This window comes from Oerskovia sp. NPDC060338, assembly GCF_042726295.1.
Lineage (GTDB): Bacteria > Actinomycetota > Actinomycetes > Actinomycetales > Cellulomonadaceae > Oerskovia > Oerskovia merdavium.
Window position 1 is genome coordinate 215,308 of record NZ_JBHXCQ010000007.1, and the last position, 20,211, is coordinate 235,518.

Sequence of the window (20,211 nt, forward strand, 5' to 3'; positions counted from 1 at the left end):
CAGACAGCCCTAACCATCCCTCTCGTCAGGACACCCTCGTGACCGAGTCCTTCGCCGCCGTCGAACACCTGCTCGCCGAGCACGCCGAGATCGAGTCGCTGCTCGCCGACCCCGCGGTCCACGCGGACGCCGGTCGGGCGCGCACGCTCGGGCGCCGCTACGCCGAGCTGGGCCAGGTCGTCGCGGCCTACCGCGCGTGGCGTGATGCGACCGACGACGTCGAGGCCGCGGCCGAGCTCGCTGCCGAGGACGCTTCCTTCGCCGCCGAGCTGCCCGCGCTCCGGGAGACGGCCGCGGCCGCGACCGAGAAGCTGCGCCGGGTCCTCGTGCCGCGCGACCCCGACGACGGGCGCGACGTGATCCTCGAGATCAAGGCGGGTGAGGGCGGCGAGGAGTCCGCGCTGTTCGCGGGGGACCTGCTGCGCATGTACCTGCGCTACGCCGAGCGCCGGGGCTGGAAGACCGAGATCATCGAGGCCACGGACTCGGACCTCGGCGGCTACAAGGACGTCCAGGTCGCGGTCAAGGCGCGAGCGGGCGCCACGGACCCCGCGGACGGCGTCTGGGCCAACCTCAAGTACGAGGGCGGCGTCCACCGCGTCCAGCGCGTGCCCGTGACCGAGTCGCAGGGTCGCATCCACACCTCGGCCGCGGGAGTGCTCGTGTTCCCCGAGGTCGAGGACGCGGGCGAGATCGAGATCGACCAGAACGAGCTGCGCATCGACGTGTACCGGTCCTCGGGACCTGGCGGCCAGTCGGTCAACACGACGGACTCCGCGGTGCGGATCACGCACCTGCCCACCGGGATCACGGTCTCGATGCAGAACGAGAAGTCCCAGCTCCAGAACCGCGAGCAGGCCATGCGCGTGCTGCGTGCCCGCCTCCTGGCCGCGCGCCAGGAGGAGGAGGCGGCCGCCGCGAACGACCTGCGCCGCTCCCAGGTGCGCACGGTCGACCGCTCCGAGCGCATCCGGACCTACAACTACCCGGAGAACCGCATCGCGGACCACCGGACGGGCTACAAGGCGTACAACCTGGACCAGGTGCTCGACGGCGACCTGGAGCCCGTGATCCGTTCGGCCATCGACGCCGACGAGGCGGCGCGCCTCGCCGCAGCGGCGTCGTGACGTCGGTCGGGGTCCCGGGCACGGGCGGGCGCGCGCTGCCCCCGGCCCTGCCCGACGACGTCTCGCGCCTCCTGCGGGAGGCGGCAGCCCGTCTGGCACAGGTGGGCATCGAGTCCCCGCGCGTGGACGCCGAGCTGCTGCTCGCGCACGTCGCGGGCGTGCCGCGCGAACGGGTCGTCTCCGCGGCCGTGCTCGGTCGGCCCGTCGCGTCGCTGCTGACGGCCGGGGACGCACCGGGTGCCGACCGGACGGCCCAGGAGGTGCTCGACGAGCTGTCCCGACTCCTCGCGGCCCGCGCCGAGCGCGTCCCGCTCCAGCACCTGACGGGCTCGGCGCCGTTCCGGCACCTCGAGCTCGTCGTGGGCCCCGGCGTGTTCGTCCCCCGCCCCGAGACCGAGCAGGTCGCGCAGGTCGCGATCGACGCGGCCCGCGAGGTCGTCGTGCGGCGCCCCGGTGCGCCGGTCGTCGTCGTGGACCTGTGCACGGGCTCGGGCGCGATCGCCCTGGCCGTCGCGACCGAGGTCCCCGGCGTCCAGGTGCACGCGGTCGAGCTCGACCGCGACGCCCACGCCTGGGCCGAGCGCAACGTGACGCGCACGCGGGCGGCGGGCGGCGCCGTCGTGCACCTCGTGCGAGGGGACGCGCGCACGGCGTTCGCCGACCTCGACGGGACGTGCGACGTCGTCGTGTCCAACCCGCCCTACGTCCCGCCGGGCGCCGTCCCGCGCGACCCCGAGGTCGCGCTGCACGACCCGCAGGTCGCGCTCTACGGGCTGGGCGACGACGGCCTCGAGGTGCCGCGCGGCGTGACGCTCGCCGCGGCCCGGCTCCTGGTCGACGGCGGCCTCTACGTCATGGAGCACGCCGAGGTCCAGGCCGAGGCCGCCCGTGACATGGTTGCCCAGGTCGGCGGGTTCGACGAGATCAGGACCGTCGCCGACCTGACCGGCAGACCCCGCATGGTCGTCGCGCGCCGCGTGCGCGCGACGAGCGACGCACCGGCCGCACAAGCGGACCCTTCGGACATGGAAGACTGAGAACCGTGAGCTCTGTGCACCCCGTCACCGACCCGAACGCCTGGGGATCGTCGATCGACGAGGCGGTGAACGCCGTCTCGCGCGGCGGGCTGATCGTCCTGCCGACCGACACCGTCTACGGGATCGGCGCCGACGCGTTCGACGCCCAGGCCGTCGCGGCCCTGCTCGCCGCGAAGGGACGCGGACGGCAGATGCCCCCGCCCGTCCTGGTCCCGGACACGCGGACCCTCGACGGCCTCGCGACGGACGTGTCCGCGGACGCCCGCGCGCTCGTCGAGACGTTCTGGCCCGGCGGCTTCACCATCATCCTGCCCGCCCAGCCCTCGCTCGCCTGGGACCTGGGGGAGACGCACGGGACGGTCGCGCTGCGCATGCCTGACCACCCCGCGGCCCTCGCGCTCCTGCGCCGCACGGGACCCCTCGCGGTCTCGAGCGCGAATGCCACGGGTCGCCCCGCGGCGCTCGACGTGACCACGGCCCAGGAGCAGCTCGGGGACTCGGTCACCGTCTACCTCGACGGCGGCGACGCGACCGGGGGAGTGGCCTCGACCATCGTCGACGCGACGGGCCCACACCTGCGCGTCGTGCGCGAGGGCGCCGTCTCGCTCGAGCGCATGCGTGAGATCGCGCCCGTTCTCGGGCTCGGCGAGGAGCCCCAGGAGGCCGACGAGGAGCCGCAGGCTCCGGTGCCGGGCGACGCCGGCGCGACGGCCGACGTCGCGGCGACGGACGGCGCGACCGCCACCGGCGACGTGACCGAAGCGTCCACAGACACCGTCCCCACCGCTACGACGAGCGACCCGGAGGCGAACGACGGGTGAGGGTCTATCTGCTCGTCCTCCTGATCGCGGCCGCGGTCACGTACCTGCTGACGCCCCTCGCCTACTGGGTCGCCGCGAGGACGGGCGCCATCACGGCGGTGCGCGACCGCGACGTGCACACCGTCCCGACGGCGCGCCTGGGAGGGCTCGCGATGACCGCGGGACTCGTGGTCGCCGTGACGTTCGCGTCCCAGATGCCCTTCCTCAGCGGGGTCTTCGCGACCGACCAGCAGGCGTGGGCCATCGTCGGCGGTGCGGTCATCGTGTGCCTGCTCGGTGTCGCCGACGACATCTGGGACCTCGACTGGATGACCAAGCTCGCGGGCCAGGTGCTCGCGGCGCTCTTCATCGCCTGGCAGGGCGTGCAGCTCGTGACGTTCCCCATCGGCGGGCTCACGATCGGCTCTCCCCGGCTCTCGCTCATCGTCACGGTGCTCGTGGTCGTCGTGGTCATGAACGCCGTCAACTTCGTCGACGGGCTCGACGGGCTGGCCGCGGGGCTCATCGCGATCGGCGGCACGGCGTACTTCGTCTACACGTACAGCCTGACCGTCGCGGCGAGCCCCACCGACTACTCGAACCTCGCCACGCTCGTCATGGCTGGACTCGTCGGCATCTGCCTCGGGTTCCTGCCGCACAACTTCTACCCGGCCCGGATCTTCATGGGGGACTCGGGCTCCATGGTGCTGGGGCTCGTGCTCGGCGCGGCGGTCATCGTCGTCACGGGCAACATCGACCCGGGTGTCGCGGTCGACCCGAGCAAGCAGCGCACGCTCATCCCCATCCTGCTGCCCCTGGCCGTGATCCTGCTCCCGCTGCTCGACATGGTCCTCGCGGTGCTCCGCCGTGTCGGGACGGGGAAGTCGCCCTTCCACCCGGACCGGCTCCACCTGCACCACCGGCTCCTCGCGCTGGGGCACTCCCACCGCCGCGCGGTCATCATCATGTACCTGTGGACCGCGGTCTTCGCGTTCGGTGCCGTGACGCTCGTGTGGTGGCCCGCGGAGACCGTGGCGATCGGGCTGATCGTGGCGATCGTCATCGCGCTGCTGCTCACGCTCGGACCCCTGCGGACCCGTGGCCGGTTCCTCGACGACGACGCGGTGACTGCTCCCGAGGGCATCCCGACGACCGTCCCGCGCCGCACGGCGGTGCCGAGCGGCGCCTCGCCCGTCGTCCGCAGCCCCGCCACGGGCTCGGAGCCGAGCACTGCCCCGCCCGTACCAGATCCTGATCACCGACCGGCCCGTCCGGGCCCGGCCCACCCTGAAGGAACCTCCCGATGACGACTCCCACGCCCCCCGGCGCCGACGACCCGACGACCCCGCAGGAGCAGCCGACCTCGGAGGCCCGCCCCGGCGAGGTCACGGCCGACGCGGTCGGTGACGCGGTGAGCGCCGTGTTCCGCACCGCGCTGCGCGACACCCTGATCCTGCTCGTCGGGCTGCTCGTCCTGGGCGTCGCGCTCGGCGCGCTCCTGGCGGGGACGGCGGGCGTGTGGGGGGCGCTCATGGGTGTCGCGATCGCGCTCGTGTTCTCCGGGACGACGATCGTCGCCATGGCGCGCACGGCTCGCTCGACCCCGACGACCACGGCTGCCGTGGTGCTGGGCAGCTGGCTCGTCAAGATCGTGCTGCTCGGGATCGTCCTCGCGGTCCTGCGGAACTACGAGTTCTACGACCGGGTCGTCTTCGCCGTCGTCCTCCTCGTGGGAGTGATCGGCTCGGCGCTGCTCGACTACCGCGCGGTCGACCGTGGCCGCATCCCGTACGTGACGCCCAAGTCCTGACGTCGCGAGCCCGCCGGGCCGCGGGCGCAGGATGCCCGCGGCCCCGCGTCTCGCGGGCATCGCCGGGGCATCCTAGACCCACGTCACGCAGGTCTGCGGGACGTGAGTGACCTGTGAAGGTCCGAACATGCGTTAGGCTATCGGCGAATCCATGAAGGCCTGGTCCGACGGCGTGCCCGCGCACGGCCCCGGAAACCGACGACCACTGGGAGTCCACCCTGTTCACGCTCGCGACCCCCTCTCCCTTCGTTGCCGCAGCAGAAGGCGAAGGCGGCTTCCACGCGCCGACGATCGGTGAGTTCTTCCCCGACGCCATCCTCTTCGCCGGCACCCCGTTCGAGTTCAACCGGTTGCAGCTCATCCGGGTGATCGCGACGATCGTCGTGCTGGCGATCTTCCTCATCGCGGCCCGGCGCGCCAAGCTCGTGCCCGGCAGGTTCCAGAACGGCGTCGAGATGGTCCTCGACTTCGCTCGCGTGAACATCGTCGAGGAGATCATGGGGACCGAGCGCGCTCGCCGCTACGTCCCGATGATCACGACGATCTTCGTGACGATCCTCGCGTTCAACCTGACGGGTGTCGTGCCCGGACTGAACCTCTCGGGCACCTCGGTCGCCGGCGTGGCGATCCTCCTGGCCCTGTGGGTCTTCGTGGCCTACTGGGCCGCGGGCATCCGCCAGCACGGTCTGTGGGGCTACATCCGGGCGAACCTGTTCCCCCCGGGCGTGCCGTTCCCGATCTACTTCATCCTGGCGCCGATCGAGCTGCTCCAGCTCCTGATCATCCGCCCGGCCTCGCTGGTCATCCGACTGACCGCGAACATGGTCGCCGGCCACATCATGCTGGTCCTGTGCTTCGCAGCCACGAACTTCCTGCTGCTCGAGGCCGCACCGGCACTCAAGGCGATCAGCGCGCTGACGCTCGCCGGCGGCATCGCGATCACCCTCTTCGAGGTCTTCGTCGCCGGCCTGCAGGCGTACATCTTCGCGCTCCTCGCCACGGTCTACATCAACATGTCGATCGAAGAAGAGCACTGACCAGCACCGCAGACCCTGGTTCCGCCGCCTCGGCGTCGGCGCCGTCCCTGAGCTCCACCTGACGCAACGCACCTGACGCCCGTTCGCACGACCGGGCGCCCAACGGAAGGAAACACCGTGGACGTCACCACCCTCGCCGCTGTCGAAGGCAGCATCAACACCATCGGCTACGGCATCGCCGCGATCGGCCCGGGCATCGGCCTCGGCATCCTGATCGGCAAGACGGTCGAGGGCATGGCCCGCCAGCCCGAGGTCGCCGGCCAGCTCCGCGGCACCATGTTCATCGGTCTGGCCTTCGTCGAGATCCTCGCCCTGCTCGGCTTCGTCGCTGGCTTCATCTTCTGATGTCGACCATCGGCCCCCAGGCGGTCCTCGCCGCAGAGTCTGGCGAGGTCGACCCCATCCAGCTGTTCCTTCCGCCGATGTACGACCTCTTCTGGTCGGCGGTCGTCCTGATCATCATCGCGGTCGTCTTCTACAAGATGGTCCTTCCCAAGTTCCAGGCGGTGCTCGACGAGCGCACGGCCAAGATCGAGGGTGGCCTGGCCAAGGCGGAGTCCGCTCAGGCCGAGGCAGCGGCAGCGCTGGCGGAGTACCACCAGCAGCTCCAGGAGGCTCGTACCGAGGCCGCGAAGATCCGTGAGGACGCGCGCGCCGAGGGCACGGCCATCGTGGCCGACCAGAAGGTCAAGGCCGGCGAGGAGGCCGCCCGCATCGTCGAGACGGCCCACCGTCAGATCGAGGCCGAGCGCCAGCAGGCGTCGGTGTCGCTGCGCAACGACGTCGGGACGCTCGCGACCCAGCTCGCGTCGAAGATCGTCGGCGAGTCCCTCGAGGACTCCGCACGTCAGTCGCGTGTCGTGGACCGCTTCCTCGACGAGCTCGAGGCTGCGGGAGCCGGGGCTGCCAGCGCGGCGGCCAACGGCAAGGAGGGCTGATGCGCGGGACGAGCGGAGCCTCCCTCGCGCAGGCTCAGGAGCGTTTCGAGCCGGTGCTGCGTGCGGCGGGCGAAGGAGCCTTCGCCCTGGGCGAGGAGCTCCTCACCGTCGCCGCGGCGCTGGACGCCTCGGTGCCCCTGCGTCGCGCCCTCGCCGACCCGTCGCGGTCGGGCGAGGACAAGGCGGCCCTGGCCGCCGACCTCCTCCGGGAGGGCTTCGACGGCCGTGTGGTCGACCTCGTCTCGGGCGTCGCCCGGGGACGCTGGGCGCACGACGCGGACATCGCTGACGCCGTCGAGCACCTCGGCGTCGACGCGATCCTGGCCTCGGCCGAGGCTCGCGGAGCCCTCGAGCGCGTCGAGGACGAGCTGTTCCGCATCACGCGGTCGCTCGTCGGCGAGCGAGAGGCACGTCGAGTCCTCACCGAGACCTCCACGGACCCCGCTCGTCGCAAGGCGTTCGTCGACGCGCTGCTCGCGGGCAAGGTCGACCCGGTCACCCAGTTCCTCGCGGAGCGCGCGACCATCGCACCCCGTGGGCGTCGCTTCGTGGCCACCCTCGTGTGGCTCGGGGAGGTCGCCGCACAGCGTCGTCGTCGTCTCGTCGCCTCGGTGACGACCGGTGCGGTGCTCAGCCAGGCACAGCAGGACCGTCTGTCCGCGCTCCTCGAGCGCGCGTACGGCCGGGCAGTCCAGCTGAACGTCACCGTGGATCCCGAGGTCCTCGGCGGCCTGCGCGTCCAGGTCGGAGCGGACGTCGTCGACTCGACGGTGCTCTCCCGCCTGGCCGATGCACGCAGACGACTGGTCAGCTGACCTGTTCGCCCGAACACTGAGGTCCTCGCGGCCCCCGGTGTCGTCGACACCCTGCCGGCTCCCGAGCCGGCGAACTGACAAGAACGTTCGACCGTTCCCGCACCTCGCGGGGCGGCCACGACAGGAGAAGAGCAATGGCTGAGCTGACGATCCGGCCCGACGAGATCAGGGCCGCGCTGGACAGCTTCGTGAAGTCCTACGAGCCCCAGGGTGCGGTGACCGAGGAAGTCGGTCGCGTCACCCTTGCCGCTGACGGCATCGCCCAGGTGGAAGGCCTTCCGGGCGCAATGGCCAACGAGCTGCTGTGCTTCGAGGACGGCACCCTCGGCCTTGCCCTGAACTTGGACGTTCGCCAGATCGGTGTCGTCGTCCTGGGTGAGTTCACCGGGATCGAGGAGGGCCAGGAGGTCCGCCGGACCGGCGAGGTCCTCTCGGTCGCCGTCGGCGACGGCTACCTGGGTCGCGTCGTCGACCCGCTGGGCCAGCCGATCGACGGTCTCGGTGAGATCGCGACCGAGGGCCGCCGCGCCCTCGAGCTGCAGGCCCCCGGCGTCATGGACCGCAAGTCGGTCCACGAGCCGCTGCAGACCGGCCTCAAGGCGATCGACTCGATGATCCCGGTGGGCCGCGGTCAGCGCCAGCTGATCATCGGTGACCGCCAGACCGGCAAGACCGCGATCGCGATCGACACGATCATCAACCAGAAGGCGAACTGGGAGACCGGCGACCCGACCAAGCAGGTCCGCTGCATCTACGTCGCGATCGGCCAGAAGGGCTCGACCATCGCCGCCGTCCGCGGCGCGCTGGAAGAGGCCGGAGCGCTCGAGTACACGACGATCGTCGCGGCTCCCGCCTCCGACCCGGCAGGCTTCAAGTACCTCGCGCCCTACACCGGCTCGGCCATCGGCCAGCACTGGATGTACGGCGGCAAGCACGTCCTCATCGTGTTCGACGACCTGTCGAAGCAGGCCGAGGCCTACCGTGCCGTGTCGCTGCTCCTCCGTCGCCCGCCGGGCCGCGAGGCGTACCCCGGTGACGTCTTCTACCTGCACTCCCGTCTGCTCGAGCGTTGTGCGAAGCTCTCGGACGAGCTGGGTGCCGGCTCCATGACGGGCCTGCCCGTCATCGAGACCAAGGCGAACGACGTGTCGGCGTACATCCCGACCAACGTCATCTCGATCACCGACGGCCAGATCTTCCTCCAGTCGGACCTCTTCAACGCGGACCAGCGCCCCGCGGTCGACGTCGGTATCTCGGTCTCCCGAGTCGGCGGTGCCGCACAGGTCAAGGCCATGAAGCAGGTCTCCGGCACGCTCAAGCTCGAGCTCGCCCAGTACCGCTCGCTCGAGGCCTTCGCGATGTTCGCCTCGGACCTCGACGCTGCCTCGCGCGGCCAGCTGACCCGTGGTGCTCGCCTCATGGAGCTCCTCAAGCAGGGTCAGTACTCGCCGTACCCGGTCGAGGACCAGGTCGCCTCGATCTGGGCCGGCACCAAGGGCAAGCTGGACGACGTGCCGCTCGAGGACGTTCGCCGCTTCGAGAGCGAGCTGCTCGACCACCTGCGCCGCAACACGGACGTGCTCGGCACGATCGCCTCGACCGGCAAGCTCTCGGACGAGGTCGAGTCCGCGCTCGCTCAGGGCGTCGACGACTTCCGCAACGGCTTCCTCAAGGGCGACGGTTCGCCGCTCGTCGGCGGAGAGGCTGACGAGGAAGAGGGCGTCGTCGTCGAGCAGGAGCAGATCGTCCGGCAGAAGAAGTCCTGACATGGCCGGATCCCAGCGCGTCTACAAGCAGCGGATCAAGTCGACGCAGTCCCTGAAGAAGATGTTCCGCGCGCAGGAGCTCATCGCGGCGTCGAGGATCGGGCGCGCTCGCGCCCGGTCCGCCGAGGCCGGCCCGTACGCCCAGGCGATCACGCAGGCCGTCTCGGCGGTCGCGACGCACTCGACGACACGGCACCCGCTGACGTCCGAGCGCACCGACACTAACCGTGTCGCGGTGCTCGTGGTCGCCTCGGACCGCGGCATGGCCGGCGCCTACTCGGCGTCGATCATCCGCGAGACGGAGCGCCTCGTCGAGCGCCTCACGCACGAGGGCAAGGAGGTCGCTCTCTACGCCGCCGGGCGTCGCGCGGTGACCTACTACACGTTCCGTCACCGTGAGCTCGCCCAGTCCTGGACCGGCGGTTCGGACGCACCCACGGCGGACGTCGCCCGCGACATCGCCGACACCCTGCTGGAGGCGTTCCTCGCCCCCGCGGACGAGGGTGGCGTCGGCGAGCTGCACATCGTGTACACGCAGTTCGTGAACATGGTGACGCAGCGCCCCCGGGTCGTGCGGATGCTCCCTCTCGAGGTCGTCGAGGGTGTCGCTCCCGCGGGCCAGCACGACGTGCTCCCGCTCTACGACTTCGAGCCCTCGTCCGAGGCCGTCCTCGACGCACTGCTGCCGCGCTACGTGCGCAGCCGCATCTACAGCTGCCTCCTGCAGGCGGCCGCGTCGGAGCTGGCTGCCCGCCAGCGCGCGATGCACACCGCGACGGACAACGCCGAGGACCTGGTCCGCATGTACACGCGACTTGCGAACCAGGCACGACAGGCCGACATCACCCAGGAGATCAGCGAGATCGTCTCGGGTGCCGACGCCCTGGCGGCGTCGTGAGGTACCGCACGACGAACACGTCGATCTCCATCACCTGCACCGAACCTGCCGGAGCTCTCTCCGGCCCTGCGAAGCGAGGCCAGTAATGACCGCCACCACCGTGGAAGCCCAGGTCGAGCACCAGAGCGGACCCGGCGTGGGCCGTGTCGCCCGCGTGATCGGCCCCGTCGTCGACATCGAGTTCCCGTCCGACGCCATCCCCGAGATCTACAACGCACTGACCGTGGACATCGACCTGTCCGGTCAGGGCGAGGGGGAGAAGTCCTTCCGACTGACCCTCGAGGTCGCACAGCACCTGGGTGACTCGCTCATCCGTGCGATCGCCCTCAAGCCGACCGACGGCCTGGTCCGTGGCGCGGTCGTCACCGACACCGGTGCGCCGATCAGCGTCCCCGTCGGCGACATCACCAAGGGCCACGTGTTCAACGTGACCGGTGACGTGCTCAACCTCGCGGAGGGCGAGAAGCTCGAGATCACCGAGCGCTGGCCCATCCACCGCAAGCCCCCGGCATTCGACCAGCTCGAGTCGAAGACCAACATGTTCGAGACCGGCATCAAGTCGATCGACCTCCTGACGCCGTACGTGCAGGGTGGGAAGATCGGCCTCTTCGGTGGTGCGGGCGTCGGCAAGACGGTCCTCATCCAGGAGATGATCCAGCGTGTGGCGCAGAACCACGGTGGTGTCTCGGTGTTCGCCGGTGTCGGCGAGCGCACGCGTGAGGGCAACGACCTGATCGTCGAGATGGAGGAGGCGGGCGTCTTCGACAAGACGGCACTCGTCTTCGGCCAGATGGACGAGCCGCCGGGCACGCGTCTTCGCGTCGCGCTCTCCGCGCTCACCATGGCGGAGTATTTCCGTGACGTCCAGAAGCAGGACGTGCTGCTCTTCATCGACAACATCTTCCGCTTCACGCAGGCCGGTTCCGAGGTCTCCACGCTGCTCGGGCGCATGCCCTCCGCGGTGGGCTACCAGCCGAACCTGGCCGACGAGATGGGTCTGCTCCAGGAGCGCATCACCTCGACGCGTGGTCACTCGATCACGTCGCTCCAGGCGATCTACGTCCCTGCCGACGACTACACCGACCCGGCGCCTGCGACGACGTTCGCCCACCTGGACGCGACCACCGAGCTCTCGCGAGAGATCGCCTCGAAGGGTCTGTACCCGGCGATCGACCCGCTGACCTCGTCGTCGCGCATCCTCGACCCGCGGTACGTGGGCCAGGAGCACTACGACGTCGCGACGCGCGTCAAGTCGATCCTGCAGCGCAACAAGGAGCTCCAGGACATCATCGCGATCCTCGGTGTGGACGAGCTCTCCGAGGAGGACAAGACGGTCGTGGCGCGTGCGCGCCGCATCCAGCAGTTCCTCTCGCAGAACACCTACATGGCCGAGAAGTTCACGGGTGTCGTGGGTTCGACGGTTCCGCTGACGGAGACCATCGAGGCGTTCAAGAAGATCGCGGACGGCGAGTTCGACCACATCTCGGAGCAGGCGTTCTTCAACATCGGTGGCCTCGAGGACCTCGAGCGCAACTGGGCCCGCATCCAGAAGGAGTACGGCGTCTGATTCGACGTGAGCGCGCCGCGCGCTCGGCCCACCGGCCGAGCACGCGGCGCGCTTCGTCAGACCCGTGCACCGACATGAAGGAGTTCAAGTGGCACAACTGAACGTCGACCTCGTGGCGGCGGACCGCAAGATCTGGTCCGGGACCGCGCGCGCTGTGAGCGCGCCGGCCGCCGACGGTGAGATCGGGATCCTCGCGGACCACTCACCGGTCCTGTCCGTCCTGGAGGCGGGCACCGTCCGGATCACCGGGGTCTCCGGCGAGAAGATCGCCGTCAAGGTCACCGGTGGCTTCCTCTCGGTGGACTCCAACCAGGTCATGCTCGTGGTCGACGACGCCGAGGTGCTCGACGCCTCGGCCGTCTCCGGCCACTGACGGGACCAGGTAGCACACGTGCCGCTCCCCGCCTGGATCGCGATCGGACTCCTTCTGGTTGTCCTGGTCGTGGTCGGGCTGGGAGCGTTGCGTCTTCGGGCCATCGCCCACCGGGTGGGCTCGTTCGAGTGCAGCGCCCGCCCGGCGGGGGCCGAGCAGGCCTCCTGGTCGCTCGGCATCGCGCACTACGGCGTCGGTCGCATCGACTGGTGGCGCTGCTGGTCCCTGTCCCTGCGCCCTGCGAGGTCCTGGCGCCGCCAGGACCTCGTGATCGTGTCCCGCCGCCCCGTCGAGGCCCCTGAGCGCGACCTCTTCCTGGTCGAGTGCTCGTACGAGGGCATGCGGTTCGAGCTGCTCATGTCGAGCGGTGCCTACGCGGGTCTGGCATCGTGGCTCGAGGCGGCCCCGCCCGGGCGCCGCGGTGTGGTCGTCTGAGGCTCTGTCGGCAGCCTGCTCGTCCGCCGCGACGGCCTGTCCGTCCTCCCGGCCAGCACCGACCCGCCCGTCCGTCCCCGGCGCCGCCCCCCAGGGGAGGCCGCCCCACCCGCTCGTCCCCCGGTCGGCGCTGCGCAAGCGTCGCTCTCCGTCGTCGTCCCCGGTCTTGCACCATCCCGGTCTGAGGAGTTCTTCGTGCGTCTCGTGGTTGCCCAGTGCTCGGCCCACTACACCGGTCGGCTCTCGGCCCATCTCCCGCTCGCGACCCGTGTGCTGCTCGTCAAGGCCGACGGCAGCGTGCTCCTCCACTCGGACGGCGGCTCGTACAAGCCGCTCAACTGGATGAGCCCTCCGTGCTCCATGGCGGTCACCGAGCCCGACGAGACGGCACGGGAGCGCGGCGTGACCCAGGTGTGGGCCGTGCAGCACGCCAAGAGCGACGACCGCCTCGAGATCGAGCTGCACGAGGTGCTGCACGACTCGGCCCACGACCTCGGCATCGACCCGGGTCTCATCAAGGACGGCGTCGAGGCCCACCTGCAGGAGATGCTCGCGGCACAGATCCAGCTCCTCGGCACGGGGCACACCCTGATCCGCCGGGAGTACCCCACGGCGATCGGTCCGGTCGACATCCTGGCCCGCGACAAGGACGGCGCGACGGTCGCGGTCGAGATCAAGCGCCGCGGTGACATCGACGGCGTCGAGCAGCTCACCCGCTACCTCGACCTGCTGAACCGCGACCCGCTGCTGGCCCCGGTGCGCGGAGTGTTCGCGGCGCAGGAGATCAAGCCTCAGGCGCGGGTCCTGGCGACGGACCGGGGGATCGGTTGCCTGGTCCTGGACTACGACGCGATGCGCGGGGTCGACGACGTGGACTCGCGCCTCTTCTGACCCGGAGCCCGCACGCCCGCCCGCGTGCGGGCTTCTCTCGTGCTAGATTTTTGAACATGTTCAAAAAATCCTCCGGCACCACGACCGAGGCGGCCCCGTGAGCCCCACGCCCAAGTCGGAGGAGACCCGGGCCAAGGTCCTCGGGGTGGCCCTCACGATGCTGCGCGAGCAGGGGTACGAGGCCACGACCATGCGGGCCATCGCGGTGGCGGCGGGCGTGAGCACGGGCAACGCCTACTACTACTTCCCGTCCAAGGACCACCTGGTCCAGGAGCTGTACCTCGACGTCCTGCGCGCCCACCGGGCCGCTGCCGACGAGATCCTCGCGCAGGGTGGTTCTCTCGCCGAGCGGCTGCGGCGCGTGCTCGACGCGTCGGTCGACGTCTTCGCGCCGTACCACTCGTTCGGTGCGGAGTTCGTCTCGGTCGCGATCCGGCCGGGTGCGGCCGCCAACCCGTTCAGCGAGGCGTCCCGCGAGGCCCGCGAGCTCTCGCTCGGGATCTTCGAGGACCTCGTGGCCGGGGCCTCGCCCGCGGTGCCGCCCACCTTGCGGGCACAGCTTCCCGAGCTGCTCTGGTTCGCCCAGCTCGGGGTGACGCTCTTCTGGGTCCAGGACTCGTCGTCGGGCACGGCGCGCACGCGGCGCCTGGTCGCCGGGGCGAGCCCCGTCGTGGGGAAGCTCGTGCGCCTGTCGCGCCTGCCCGTCGCGCGCGGGGTCGTCGACGACGTCCTGCGCCTGACCTCGTCCCTGCGAGGCTGAGGTGTCCCCGGCGACGGCCCTGCTCGTCGACCTCGTGGTCGCGCTCGGGCTCGTCGTGGTCCTCCCGCTCGGGCTGTCGCTGCTCGGGTCGCGCGTCGTGCCCGGGGCGGGCGGTCCGTGGTGGCCTGTGGCCGGGGCCGCCGCGGCCGCGGGAGCCTGGCTCCCGCACGGCCCGGCTGCGCAGCTCGCGACGGTCCCCTTCCTCGGGGGATCGGCGGTCCTGCTCGTGGCCGCGGTCCGCGGGGCCCTTCCCGGCCCGACGGCGCCGCGACCGCTCGCCGTGCGGCTCGCCGTGGGCGTGGCGCTCGCCCTGCCGAGCGTCGGTGCCGCTGCGATGCTCGCCGATCGCGGGGGCTGGGGTCTGCTCGGCTTCTCGGGGACCTATCTCGCGCTGACCGTCCCGCACATGCTCTTCGCGGGTTTCGCGGCGGCCCTGGTCGCGGGGCTCGTCGTCGGGATCGACGAGTCTCGCTCTCCCGGTTCTCCCGAGCACATGGTGAGCCGGGACCGCGGCCGAACCCGAACCCGGAGCCGCGCCGCACGCGCCGGCGCGTGGGGCGTCCCGGTCGGCACGGGACTGGTCCTCGTGGGCTACTTCGTGGGCGACGTGGCCGAGCTGGCGGGTGCGCTCGTGCTCACGGGGGCGCTGTGGTGCACCGCGTGGGCCGTCCTCGGGCTTGCGGCACGGGGCTGGGCACGCAGACTGCTCGTCGCCGGATCCGTCGCGGTGGCGTGCTCGATGCTGCTCGCGGTGTGGTGGGCCGTGGGTGAGGCGACCGGGCTGCCGCACCCGCGCATCGGGCAGATGGCCGCGATGCACGGCGTGGCCAACGCGGTCGGGTTCGCGCTGTGCACGCTGCTGGGGCTCCGGACGGTCCGGGGCGCGCCGGGGCGGCGGCTCGGGCGCTCGAAGCCCGGCGGCCCCGCGCTGCAAGGAACAGCCACCCGGCCACACAGACCCAGCAGGACCCCAGGACGGAGACAGGCATGACGCAGAGCCGGACGACCTACCCCGAGGTGGGCGCGACGCGCGCCGCGGAGCTGCCCCCGGGCTACGCCCACCTCCGCCTGCGCCACCGGCTGTCCGAGCGCCCGTGCTCGGTCGCGGAGCTCGGGCGCCTGGGCGAGCAGCTCCTGACCTGGCAGGTGCACGCGGCGGCGCGCGTGCGGATCGAGACGTCGGCCCCGGTCGCCGAGCCCGGTGGGCGGGTCGTCACGCAGCTCGGGGTGGGGAGGGTGCGGCTGAACGAGCCCTGCGAGATCGTGTGGGTCGAGCGCGAGGAGCAGCGCATCGGGTTCGGCTACGGGACGCTCCCCGGGCACGTGTTCGTGGGGGAGGAGGCGTTCGTGCTCGAGCGGGACGCAGCCGGGGACGTGTGGTTCGTGGTGGACGTCTTCAGCAACCCCGCGGCACGCTGGGTCTCGGCGCTGCGCCCGTTCGTCCCGACCTTCCAGCGCCTGTACATCGCGCACCTCGCCCGGGCGGCGCGTCGGCTCCTGCGCGACGGATGAGCCGTCGTCTCGGCCCTCGACCGCTCCGCGGTGGGCACCGTGACCATTCGTGCGTCGTCCGAACGAAGTGCGCAAGAATGAGGACATGACGTCGAACGCCTCCCCGCAGCCCACCGTCCCGTCGTCCGCCGGAGCCGCGCGCTCCGCACTGCGTGGGCGCGTGGTCACCCCGCAGGAGGTCGTCGAGGACGGCGTCGTCGTCCTCGACGGGGCGACGATCGCGTGGGTCGGCGACCGCCGGGACGCCGCAGCCGCCGGGTACGGCGTCGAGGTCGAGGCGGCCGAGGCTCCGGTCGACGGTCAGGTCGTCCTGCCCGGGCTCGTCGAGCTGCACAACCACGGTGGGGGCGGCGCGAGCTTCCCGGACGCCGAGGACGCCGAGCAGGCGCTCGTCGCGGTGCGCGAGCACCGGCGCCACGGGACCACGAGCCTGGTCGCCTCGCTCGTGACGGCCGAGCGCGAGACGCTCCTGCGCCGGGTCGCGACGCTCGCCGACCTGGGTGACGCGGGCGAGATCGCGGGCATCCACCTCGAAGGTCCGTTCCTGTCGGAGGTGCGCTGCGGGGCGCAGAACCCGCACGACATGCTCGCGGGGGACGCCGAGCTGGTGCGGGCCATCGCCGAGGCCGGGCGCGGACACTTCCGCACCATGACGTTCGCGCCCGAGGTCCCGGGCAACACGGGTCCCGGGGGCGTCGTCGAGACGCTCGTCGAGGTCGGTGCGGTCCCCTCGATCGGGCACACCGACGCCTCGTCCGAGCAGACCGACGCCGCGATCGCCGAGGGGGTCGCGGCCCTCGCGGCGCGCCGGGCGGCGCAGGCCGCGGCGGGCGAGCCCGTCGGTCCGGCGCCGCGCCTGACCGCGACGCACCTGTTCAACGGCATGCGGCCCCTGCACCACCGGGCGCCGGGCCCCATCGCAGCATGCCTGGCGGCCGCGGCGCGCGGTGAGCTCGTGGTCGAGCTCGTGGCCGACGGCACCCACCTCGCGGCCGGGACCGTGCGCAGCGTGTTCGAGCTCGTCGGGCCCGACGCGATCGTGCTCGTCACCGACGCGATGGCCGCCGCAGGCATGGCGGACGGCACCTACCAGCTCGGCCCCATGGCCGTGACGGTCGCCGACGGCGTCGCACGGCTCGACGACGGCACGCCCGAGGGGTCGATCGCGGGCGGCACGTTCCACCTGCTCGACGTGGTGCGGGCGACGACCGGGTTCGGCATCCCGCTCGTCGACGCGGTCAAGGCCGCCTCGTACACGCCCGCAGGCGTCCTGGGGCGCTCGGACATCGGAGCGCTCGAGGCCGGGCGCCGTGCCGACGTCGTCGTGACCGACGCCGACCTGACGCCGCTCGCGGTGTGGCGTGGGGGCCTGCCGGTCGTCTGACCGGAGCCGGTCGCTGCTCGCCTCAGAACCGGATCGAGGCGAGCCGTGCGGCGCCCTCGACCCGGGCGAGGAGGTCCACGGCGCCCGTGATCGTGTCCGGGACGTCGAGGGCGGCGTCCCGCCACGAGTAGCGGCCCGACGCCCCGACCTCGACCCGGCCCACGGGCTCCCAGGTGCCGGCGCGGTCCCCGGCGCGACGGACCAGGAGCTCGACGGTCCCCACGGACGGGCCGTCCGGTGTCCCCGGGCCGCCGGCGCCGGAGCCCGGCCCGTCCCCGCCCGCACCGGGCGCGTGGCCCGTACGGGGCCCGGTCGTCGAGGCGACCGACAACGTCGCGCGCGGCCCGCCGTCGAGCACGAGGCCGTCGTAGCGCGCCCAGCCCGACGTCCGGCCGGCCGCGACCTCGATCGCCGAGCCCTCCTCGGGGGTGCGGTCGCTCGTGAGCACGCCGTCGTACGCGTCGAACCCGTGAGCGAGGAGCGTCACCCCGTCGAGGGGGCGGGCGGGGCGTGGTGTGCCCGTGACCCGCAGGGGAGCGCGGACCGGGAGATCGACGCTCGACGGCCCCGTGCCGATCTCGTAGCCGCCCGGCTGGAGGTGAAAGGCCCCGGGCGTCGACGTGCCCGGACCCTGCGTGCTCACGCCCACGTCCCAGACGGCGAGCCGCGAGACGTCGATCGCGAGGTCGACGCTCGCGGCCTCGCCCGGCGCGAGGTGGACCCGGGTGCGGGCCACGAGGCGACGGCGTGGCGCGGCCACCGGCAGGTCCCAGGTGACCCCGTACAGGGCCACGAGCTCGTCGACCGGTCGGGCCCCCGTGTTGCGCAGGCGCACGGTCGCGGTCAGGGGCGCGACCCGGGCGGTCACCTCCTCGGGGGTCGTCCCGGTCGCGGACGGGAGCTCGGGGGTCGAGAGCGTGATCGCGTCGTACGCGACCGTGGACCAGGACAGGCCGTGCCCGAACGCGTACAGGGGGTCGGCGTCGCTGTACCAGTAGGTCGTGCCGGCCGACACGACGTCGTAGTCGAGGATCTCGCCCGCGTCCCGGGTCTCTCGCCACCACGTCTGCGCGAGGCGTCCGGTCGGCTCGAGGTCGCCCGAGAGCACGTCGACGAGTCCCGGACCCAGCTCCTGCCCGCCGTGCGACGTCCACACGACCGCGGCGGCCTCGTCGGCGACGGACCCCAGGGCGTAGGGGTAGCTCGAGACGACCACGAGCACGGCGGGTCGACCCGACTCGTGCGCGACCTTCCAGATCTCCTGCGCGCCCGTGGGCAGGTCGAGGTGCGGGCGGTCCTCGGTCTCCCGGCCCAGCACGTGCGGGTCGTTGCCCACCGCGACGAGGACGACGTCGGCCTCCGCGGCGACCCGGGCGACCTCCGGGGCGCCGGCCCGCACGGTCCGCACCGTGAACCGCTCGGCGGCCGCAGCGTCGTCGGCGTCGGCGACCAGCAGGCCGCTGCCGTGCTGGACGCGCACCCACCGGCGGCTCCCGACGTGCTGGAGCGACCAGGACCCGTCGGCGTGGCGGTGCGAGCGGAAGGTCTCCTGCGCGACCCAGCCGCCGATCCGCTCGGCGTCCGCCGCGAGGATCCACGAGGACCCGGTGAGCAGGCGGCCGCTCGCGACCGAGCGCAGCGTCAGGACCCCCTCACCCCAGTCGGTCACGTCGAGGTGGGTGCTGCGCGTCGAGGTCGGGGACGTCGCGGTCAGGACCGACGCGTCGTCGCTCACCTCGACGTACGCACCCGTCGAGCGGGAGCGCAGCGCGACCCGGTCGGCGCCGTCGGCGACGAGGACCTCCGCTCCCGGGTAGCGCGCGACGAGAGCTGCGGCGATCGACGTGGTGTACGGCGGTGTGCCCGAGTACCAGTCGTGGACCACCCGGTCGGCGTGGGGGCCGACGACCGCGACCCGGGTCGGGGCGGCAGGGAGCGGCAGCGCCCCGCGGTTCGAGAGCACGACGACGCCGCGCGCGACCGCCTCGCGCGCGAGCGCTCGGTGCTGGGGCAGGTCGATCGCGTCGGGGCCGATCGACCGGTAAGGGTCCTGGTCGGGTGGGGAGAGCTCGCCCGTCCGGGCGCGCAGGACGAGGAGGCGCAGGACCGCGCGGTCGACGTCGGCCTCGCTGACCAGGCCGGCGGCGAGCGCCGTCGTGACGCGCTCGACCGTGAGGCGGGGGTCGGCGTCGTTGTCGGTGAACGAGTCGACGCCGGCCCGCAGCGCGGCGGCGTGCGACGCGGTGTGCGTCGGGAAGTAGCGCTCGGACTCGACCAGGTTGGTGGGGGCCGCGGCGTCGGAGACCACCGCGATCGAGCCCGGGGCCCAGCCCCGCAGCTCGTCCAGGAGCTCGCGGGCGACGTGGTTGGGACGCCCGTTGACGAGGTTGTAGGACGGCATGACGGCTCCGACCGCGCCGGAGGCGACCGCGCCCCGATAGGCGGGGAGCTCGTACTCGCGCAGCGCCTGGGGTGGGAGGTGCGAGCTCGTGACCGACCGGTCGACCTCGTTCGAGTAGCCGAGGAAGTGCTTGAGCGTCGGCACGGTCTTCCAGACCGTCGGGTGCGTGCCGCGCAGCCCCCGGGCGTAGGCCGTCGCGAGCTCTGCGGTCAGGTGAGGATCCTCGGAGAACCCCTCCTCGCCGCGGCCCCAGAGGGGGTGGCGCAGCGGGTTCACGACCGGTGCCCAGACGTTGAGGCTCACCGTGGGGTCGGCCGCGTGCTTGGCCCGGACCTCGGTCGCGACCGCGTCGCCCACGCGGGTGAGCAGGTCCTCGTCCCACGAGGCCGCGAGCCCCACGGGCTGGGGGAAGACCGTCGCGGTGCCGAGCCACGAGACCCCGTGCAGGGCCTCGGTGCCGGTGCGGAACGGGGCGAGGCCCAGCCGCTCGACGGCCGGGGCCGCCTGGTGCAGCATGGCGATCTTCTCGTCGAGCGTCAGGAGCGCGAGGACCGCGCCGGCCCGGACCTCGACGGGGTCGAGATCAGGGGCGTCCTGGGCCAGGTCGGGGGCGTCGTGGAGAGAGTGCATGGCTCCTCGTTCTTCGAAACGGTTCGACAA

Annotated in this window: 20 protein-coding genes; 19 read left to right on the forward strand and 1 reads right to left on the reverse strand. The window is 72.3% G+C overall.

The features are described from left to right. Positions 1-38: 38 nt before the first annotated feature. The 19 genes from prfA to ACFWGN_RS10875 all read left to right on the forward strand — a co-directional run bounded on the left by prfA (position 39) and on the right by ACFWGN_RS10875 (position 17,150). Complete coding sequence (gene prfA, locus ACFWGN_RS10785; protein ID WP_377616843.1) at positions 39-1,127, forward strand: peptide chain release factor 1; 1,089 nt, start codon at positions 39-41, stop codon at positions 1,125-1,127. A gap of 47 nt (positions 1,128-1,174) precedes the next feature. Further along, positions 1,175-2,164 carry a peptide chain release factor N(5)-glutamine methyltransferase gene (gene prmC, locus ACFWGN_RS10790; RefSeq protein ID WP_377616864.1) on the forward strand — a complete coding sequence of 330 codons (990 nt, stop codon included), beginning with the start codon at positions 1,175-1,177 and terminating at the stop codon, positions 2,162-2,164. 5 nt (positions 2,165-2,169) lie between these two features. Continuing rightward, positions 2,170-2,985, forward strand: coding sequence for an L-threonylcarbamoyladenylate synthase (locus ACFWGN_RS10795; RefSeq protein ID WP_377616844.1), 816 nt, complete (start codon positions 2,170-2,172; stop codon positions 2,983-2,985). After that, on the forward strand, positions 2,982-4,271 hold the full coding sequence (locus ACFWGN_RS10800) for an MraY family glycosyltransferase (RefSeq protein ID WP_377616845.1): 1,290 nt from the start codon (positions 2,982-2,984) through the stop codon (positions 4,269-4,271). The genes ACFWGN_RS10795 and ACFWGN_RS10800 overlap by 4 nt, the downstream gene beginning before the upstream one ends. Further along, positions 4,268-4,774: a hypothetical protein gene (locus ACFWGN_RS10805; RefSeq protein ID WP_377616846.1), complete on the forward strand. Its 507-nt coding sequence runs from the start codon at positions 4,268-4,270 to the stop codon at positions 4,772-4,774. Before ACFWGN_RS10800 ends, ACFWGN_RS10805 begins: the two co-directional genes overlap by 4 nt. Before the next feature lie 290 nt (positions 4,775-5,064). Next, the gene (gene atpB, locus ACFWGN_RS10810) at positions 5,065-5,811 is read left to right on the forward strand and encodes a F0F1 ATP synthase subunit A (protein ID WP_377616865.1); all 747 of its coding nucleotides are present in this window, start codon (positions 5,065-5,067) and stop codon (positions 5,809-5,811) included. A 117-nt stretch (positions 5,812-5,928) separates the two neighbouring features. Further along, the gene (atpE, locus tag ACFWGN_RS10815) at positions 5,929-6,156 is read left to right on the forward strand and encodes an ATP synthase F0 subunit C (RefSeq protein WP_030149959.1); all 228 of its coding nucleotides are present in this window, start codon (positions 5,929-5,931) and stop codon (positions 6,154-6,156) included. Further along, positions 6,156-6,749 (forward strand): F0F1 ATP synthase subunit B, encoded by a 594-nt coding sequence (locus tag ACFWGN_RS10820; RefSeq protein ID WP_377616847.1) that lies wholly within the window; start codon positions 6,156-6,158, stop codon positions 6,747-6,749. Before atpE ends, ACFWGN_RS10820 begins: the two co-directional genes overlap by 1 nt. Next, the gene (locus tag ACFWGN_RS10825) at positions 6,749-7,564 is read left to right on the forward strand and encodes a F0F1 ATP synthase subunit delta (RefSeq protein ID WP_377616848.1); all 816 of its coding nucleotides are present in this window, start codon (positions 6,749-6,751) and stop codon (positions 7,562-7,564) included. Before ACFWGN_RS10820 ends, ACFWGN_RS10825 begins: the two co-directional genes overlap by 1 nt. Positions 7,565-7,698: 134 nt before the next feature. Next, positions 7,699-9,330 carry a F0F1 ATP synthase subunit alpha gene (atpA, locus tag ACFWGN_RS10830; RefSeq protein ID WP_377616849.1) on the forward strand — a complete coding sequence of 544 codons (1,632 nt, stop codon included), beginning with the start codon at positions 7,699-7,701 and terminating at the stop codon, positions 9,328-9,330. A gap of 1 nt (position 9,331) precedes the next feature. Then, a complete protein-coding gene (locus ACFWGN_RS10835; protein WP_056646186.1) occupies positions 9,332-10,228 on the forward strand; it encodes a F0F1 ATP synthase subunit gamma in 897 nt (298 codons plus the stop codon). 85 nt (positions 10,229-10,313) lie between these two features. Next, on the forward strand, positions 10,314-11,795 hold the full coding sequence (atpD, locus tag ACFWGN_RS10840) for a F0F1 ATP synthase subunit beta (protein ID WP_191800002.1): 1,482 nt from the start codon (positions 10,314-10,316) through the stop codon (positions 11,793-11,795). An 88-nt stretch (positions 11,796-11,883) separates the two neighbouring features. Continuing rightward, positions 11,884-12,168 (forward strand): F0F1 ATP synthase subunit epsilon, encoded by a 285-nt coding sequence (locus tag ACFWGN_RS10845; protein WP_056646193.1) that lies wholly within the window; start codon positions 11,884-11,886, stop codon positions 12,166-12,168. Between the two features lie 18 nt (positions 12,169-12,186). Further along, complete coding sequence (locus tag ACFWGN_RS10850; RefSeq protein ID WP_191799999.1) at positions 12,187-12,603, forward strand: DUF2550 domain-containing protein; 417 nt, start codon at positions 12,187-12,189, stop codon at positions 12,601-12,603. 195 nt (positions 12,604-12,798) lie between these two features. Continuing rightward, complete coding sequence (nucS, locus tag ACFWGN_RS10855; protein ID WP_056646199.1) at positions 12,799-13,494, forward strand: endonuclease NucS; 696 nt, start codon at positions 12,799-12,801, stop codon at positions 13,492-13,494. 97 nt (positions 13,495-13,591) lie between these two features. Continuing rightward, on the forward strand, positions 13,592-14,254 hold the full coding sequence (locus tag ACFWGN_RS10860; RefSeq protein WP_377616850.1) for a TetR family transcriptional regulator: 663 nt from the start codon (positions 13,592-13,594) through the stop codon (positions 14,252-14,254). Between the two features lies 1 nt (position 14,255). Beyond that, entirely contained in the window at positions 14,256-15,245 is a 990-nt protein-coding gene (locus ACFWGN_RS10865; RefSeq protein WP_377616851.1) for a YndJ family protein, read from the forward strand. Continuing rightward, positions 15,242-15,766, forward strand: coding sequence for a DUF1990 family protein (locus tag ACFWGN_RS10870; protein WP_377616852.1), 525 nt, complete (start codon positions 15,242-15,244; stop codon positions 15,764-15,766). The genes ACFWGN_RS10865 and ACFWGN_RS10870 overlap by 4 nt, the downstream gene beginning before the upstream one ends. 85 nt (positions 15,767-15,851) lie before the next feature. After that, positions 15,852-17,150, forward strand: coding sequence for an N-acetylglucosamine-6-phosphate deacetylase (locus ACFWGN_RS10875; protein ID WP_377616853.1), 1,299 nt, complete (start codon positions 15,852-15,854; stop codon positions 17,148-17,150). Between the two features lie 22 nt (positions 17,151-17,172). Here ACFWGN_RS10875 and ACFWGN_RS10880 read toward each other — a convergent pair whose 3' ends face one another. Beyond that, positions 17,173-20,181 (reverse strand): glycoside hydrolase family 3 C-terminal domain-containing protein, encoded by a 3,009-nt coding sequence (locus tag ACFWGN_RS10880; protein WP_377616854.1) that lies wholly within the window; start codon positions 20,179-20,181, stop codon positions 17,173-17,175. Positions 20,182-20,211: the final 30 nt, after the last annotated feature.